General features: G+C 48.7%; 2 tRNA genes and 3 rRNA genes. All 5 read right to left on the bottom strand.

From position 1 onward, the window contains the following. Positions 1–8: 8 nt before the first annotated feature. Positions 9–123: ribosomal RNA gene (gene rrf / locus B554_RS0100060) — 5S ribosomal RNA — on the bottom strand. 178 nt (positions 124–301) lie between these two features. Beyond that, positions 302–3,192: ribosomal RNA gene (locus tag B554_RS0100055) — 23S ribosomal RNA — on the bottom strand. A 352-nt stretch (positions 3,193–3,544) separates the two neighbouring features. Next, positions 3,545–3,620, bottom strand: a tRNA-Ala gene (locus tag B554_RS0100050). Positions 3,621–3,675: 55 nt separating this feature from the next. Beyond that, a tRNA-Ile gene (locus tag B554_RS0100045) sits at positions 3,676–3,752 on the bottom strand. Between the two features lie 59 nt (positions 3,753–3,811). Beyond that, positions 3,812–5,349 (bottom strand): 16S ribosomal RNA (locus tag B554_RS0100040). The 16S, 23S and 5S rRNA genes sit together here with 2 tRNA genes alongside, the layout of an rRNA operon. Between the last annotated feature and the right edge of the window lie 174 nt (positions 5,350–5,523).

The following is a 5,523-nucleotide window of genomic DNA, read 5'->3' as shown; positions in this document are numbered from 1 at the left end:
GAATAATGAGCTGGCGATGACTTACTCTCACATGGGTAACCCCACACTACCATCAGCGCTAAGAGGTTTCACTTCTGAGTTCGGGAAGGGATCAGGTGGTTCACTCTTGCTATGGTCGCCAGCACAACTGTTTATGGATACTTGCTTTGGTCTTATTGTTTGCCGAAGCGTTTTCCAAATCTTTACAGATTGGGCTGATTGAATCTGACTTGTTCATTTTATCTAGTGGAATAACTAAATCAAGTTTGTTTGTCGATTTATGAATCGATTGATGCTTTATATACAACTGCTTGGGTGTTGTATAGTCAAGCCTCACGAGCAATTAGTATTGGTCAGCTTCACATATCACTATGCTTCCACATCCAACCTATCAACGTCCTAGTCTCGAACGGCTCTTTAGAGGAATAAATTCCTAGGGAAATCTTATCTTGAGGTAGGCTTCCCGCTTAGATGCTTTCAGCGGTTATCCCTTCCGAACATAGCTACCCGGCGATGCGACTGGCGTCACAACCGGTACACCAGAGGTTCGTCCACTCTGGTCCTCTCGTACTAGGAGCAGATCCTCTCAAATTTCCAGCGCCCACGGTAGATAGGGACCGAACTGTCTCACGACGTTCTAAACCCAGCTCGCGTACCTCTTTAAATGGCGAACAGCCATACCCTTGGGACCTGCTTCAGCCCCAGGATGAGATGAGCCGACATCGAGGTGCCAAACACCGCCGTCGATATGAACTCTTGGGCGGTATCAGCCTGTTATCCCCAGAGTACCTTTTATCCGTTGAGCGATGGCCCTTCCATACAGAACCACCGGATCACTAAGACCTACTTTCGTACCTGCTCGACTTGTGGGTCTCGCAGTTAAGCGCGCTTTTGCCTTTATACTCTACGCGTGATTTCCGACCACGCTGAGCGCACCTTCGTACTCCTCCGTTACTCTTTAGGAGGAGACCGCCCCAGTCAAACTACCCACCAGACACGGTCCTCGTCCCGGATAACGGGACAGAGTTAGAACCTCAACATTACCAGGGTGGTATTTCAAGGACGGCTCCATTGGAACTAGCGTTCCAACTTCAAAGCCTCCCACCTATCCTACACAAGTAAGGTCAAAGTTCAGTGTCAAGCTGCAGTAAAGGTTCACGGGGTCTTTCCGTCTAGCCGCGGGTACACTGCATCTTCACAGCGATTTCGATTTCACTGAGCCTCTGCTGGAGACAGCGCCGCCATCATTATGCCATTCGTGCAGGTCGGAACTTACCCGACAAGGAATTTCGCTACCTTAGGACCGTTATAGTTACGGCCGCCGTTTACTGGGGCTTCGATCAAGAGCTTCGCTTACGCTAACCCCATCAATTAACCTTCCAGCACCGGGCAGGCATCACACCCTATACGTCCACTTTCGTGTTTGCAGAGTGCTATGTTTTTAATAAACAGTTGCAGCGGCCTGGTTTCTGCGGCTGTCATCAGCTCAGGAAGCAAGTTCCATCACCAACAACAGCGTACCTTCTCCCGAAGTTACGGTACCATTTTGCCTAGTTCCTTCAGCAGAGTTCTCTCAAGCGCCTTGGTCTACTCGACCTGACCACCTGTGTCGGTTTCGGGTACGATTCCTGTGTAACTGAAGCTTAGAGACTTTTCCTGGAAGCATGGTATCAGCCACTTCACTGTACAAGTACAGCTTGCTATCGGATCTCAGTATAGAGTACCCCGGATTTGCCTAAGATACATACCTACATCCTTCCACCTGGACAACCAACGCCAGGCTGACTTAACCTTCTCCGTCCTCTCATCGCATTACACAGAAGTATTGGAATATTAACCAATTTCCCATCGACTACGCCTTTCGGCCTCGCCTTAGGGGTCGACTCACCCAGCCCCGATTAACGTTGGACTGGAACCCTTGGTCTTTCGGCGAACGGGTTTTTCACCCGTTTTGTCGTTACTCACGTCAGCATTCGCACTTCTGATACCTCCAGCATACTTCTCAATACACCTTCATCGGCTTACAGAACGCTCCCCTACCACTTGACTAATGTCAAATCCGCAGCTTCGGCACATAGTTTTAGCCCCGTTACATCTTCCGCGCAGGCCGACTCGACTAGTGAGCTATTACGCTTTCTTTAAAGGGTGGCTGCTTCTAAGCCAACCTCCTAGCTGTCTATGCCTTCCCACATCGTTTCCCACTTAACTATGATTTTGGGGCCTTAGCTGGCGGTCTGGATTGTTTTCCTCTTGACTACGGACGTTAGCACCCGCAGTCTGTCTCCCGGATAGTACTCATAGGTATTCGGAGTTTGCATCGGTTTGGTAAGTCGGGATGACCCCCTAGCCGAAACAGTGCTCTACCCCCTATGGTATTCGTCCGAGGCGCTACCTAAATAGCTTTCGGGGAGAACCAGCTATCACCAGGCTTGATTAGCCTTTCACCCCTATCCACAAGTCATCCCCTGGCTTTTCAACGACAGTGGGTTCGGTCCTCCAGTTAGTGTTACCCAACCTTCAACCTGCTCATGGATAGATCGCCTGGTTTCGGGTCTATACCCAGCAACTAAACGCCCTATTAAGACTCGATTTCTCTACGGCTCCCCTATACGGTTAACCTCGCTACTGAATATAAGTCGCTGACCCATTATACAAAAGGTACGCAGTCACCGAACAAGTCGGCTCCCACTGCTTGTATGCATGCGGTTTCAGGATCTATTTCACTCCCCTCACAGGGGTTCTTTTCGCCTTTCCCTCACGGTACTGGTTCACTATCGGTCAGTCAGGAGTATTTAGCCTTGGAGGATGGTCCCCCCATATTCAGACAAGGTTTCACGTGCCTCGCCCTACTCGTCATCATTATGTGTGCCCTTTCGTGTACGGGAATATCACCCTCTACGTTCGCACTTCCCAGAGCGTTCCACTAAAACACACATAACTTAATGGGCTGATCCCCGTTCGCTCGCCGCTACTGAGGGAATCTCAATTGATTTCTTTTCCTAAGGGTACTGAGATGTTTCACTTCCCCTCGTTCGCCTTGCAACACTATGTATTCATGTTGCAATACCTACCTTAAAGTAGGTGGGTTCCCCCATTCAGAAATCTCCGGATCACAGGATATTTGCCGCCTCCCCGGAGCTTTTCGCAGGCTATCACGTCTTTCATCGCCTCTGACTGCCAAGGCATCCACCACATGCACTTAATTACTTGACTATACAACCCCAAACAGTCGTCAACACCTACAAGTGAGTGTTGTCCGTGCGATTCTTCATCGCTACTATCTGTTGCCTGTGTACTTAAACACTGTACAGCTTCAATCTAAATTCATATACCAAAACGCTTGATTCAGTTAATTTGCTAGTTCTCAATTCATTCAGATTAATTGCTTAATCTAAACTCTTGAGTGAACAATTTATTTCAGACTCAATTTTGCCAATCTGTTAATGAATAAACACGCCTTCGTCAGGTCATGCTTAATACCGTGATACTTAAATCACAGAAGTTAATAAACCAAGATCTAAATCTCTATTTACTAATTTCTGTAATCCGAACTTATCTTAAGTTCTGGTGGAGACTAGGAGAGTCGAACTCCTGACCTCCTGCGTGCAAAGCAGGCGCTCTACCAACTAAGCTAAGTCCCCAGCTTACATCATCAGTTATGTATCTTTTATCTATAACTTCAACCAGTCAAAGTCATGGTGGGTCTGACAAGACTTGAACTTGTGACCCCACGCTTATCAAGCGTGTGCTCTAACCAACTGAGCTACAGACCCTCAGATACATCTATGAAGAACAACTTGTTGTGGATTCTTACCAATCGTCAATCTTTCGTTAAGGAGGTGATCCAGCCGCAGGTTCCCCTACGGCTACCTTGTTACGACTTCACCCCAGTCATCGGCCACACCGTGGTAACCGCCCTCTTTGCAGTTAGGCTAGCTACTTCTGGTGCAACAAACTCCCATGGTGTGACGGGCGGTGTGTACAAGGCCCGGGAACGTATTCACCGCGGCATTCTGATCCGCGATTACTAGCGATTCCGACTTCATGGAGTCGAGTTGCAGACTCCAATCCGGACTACGATCGGCTTTTTGAGATTAGCATCACATCGCTGTGTAGCAACCCTTTGTACCGACCATTGTAGCACGTGTGTAGCCCTGGCCGTAAGGGCCATGATGACTTGACGTCGTCCCCGCCTTCCTCCAGTTTGTCACTGGCAGTATCCTTAAAGTTCCCGACATTACTCGCTGGCAAATAAGGAAAAGGGTTGCGCTCGTTGCGGGACTTAACCCAACATCTCACGACACGAGCTGACGACAGCCATGCAGCACCTGTATGTAAGTTCCCGAAGGCACCAATCCATCTCTGGAAAGTTCTTACTATGTCAAGGCCAGGTAAGGTTCTTCGCGTTGCATCGAATTAAACCACATGCTCCACCGCTTGTGCGGGCCCCCGTCAATTCATTTGAGTTTTAGTCTTGCGACCGTACTCCCCAGGCGGTCTACTTATCGCGTTAGCTGCGCCACTAAAGCCTCAAAGGCCCCAACGGCTAGTAGACATCGTTTACGGCATGGACTACCAGGGTATCTAATCCTGTTTGCTCCCCATGCTTTCGCACCTCAGCGTCAGTGTTAGGCCAGATGGCTGCCTTCGCCATCGGTATTCCTCCAGATCTCTACGCATTTCACCGCTACACCTGGAATTCTACCATCCTCTCCCACACTCTAGCTAACCAGTATCGAATGCAATTCCCAAGTTAAGCTCGGGGATTTCACATTTGACTTAATTAGCCGCCTACGCGCGCTTTACGCCCAGTAAATCCGATTAACGCTTGCACCCTCTGTATTACCGCGGCTGCTGGCACAGAGTTAGCCGGTGCTTATTCTGCGAGTAACGTCCACTATCTCTAGGTATTAACTAAAGTAGCCTCCTCCTCGCTTAAAGTGCTTTACAACCATAAGGCCTTCTTCACACACGCGGCATGGCTGGATCAGGGTTCCCCCCATTGTCCAATATTCCCCACTGCTGCCTCCCGTAGGAGTCTGGGCCGTGTCTCAGTCCCAGTGTGGCGGATCATCCTCTCAGACCCGCTACAGATCGTCGCCTTGGTAGGCCTTTACCCCACCAACTAGCTAATCCGACTTAGGCTCATCTATTAGCGCAAGGTCCGAAGATCCCCTGCTTTCTCCCGTAGGACGTATGCGGTATTAGCATCCCTTTCGAGATGTTGTCCCCCACTAATAGGCAGATTCCTAAGCATTACTCACCCGTCCGCCGCTAAGATCAGTAGCAAGCTACCTCTCTCCGCTCGACTTGCATGTGTTAAGCCTGCCGCCAGCGTTCAATCTGAGCCATGATCAAACTCTTCAGTTAAAATCATTTTGTACCTTATTTAAAGACAAGGTACCAATTCTGGCTCATCAATTACTGACTTAAATTTCGCTCAAATAAACTTCGAGTAATTTAAACCAATCAATCAATGAAAATTATTTCGATTAATCAATCAGTAAAAATCCACACAAGTTGTTCTTCAATTCTCTTAATGAT

The sequence above is a fragment of the Acinetobacter sp. GG2 genome (assembly GCF_000292385.1).
In the GTDB taxonomy this organism is placed as follows: Bacteria; Pseudomonadota; Gammaproteobacteria; order Pseudomonadales; family Moraxellaceae; genus Acinetobacter; species Acinetobacter seifertii.
Note: the sequence above shows the minus strand (reverse complement) of the source record. Positions and strands in the feature narration are given on the sequence as shown.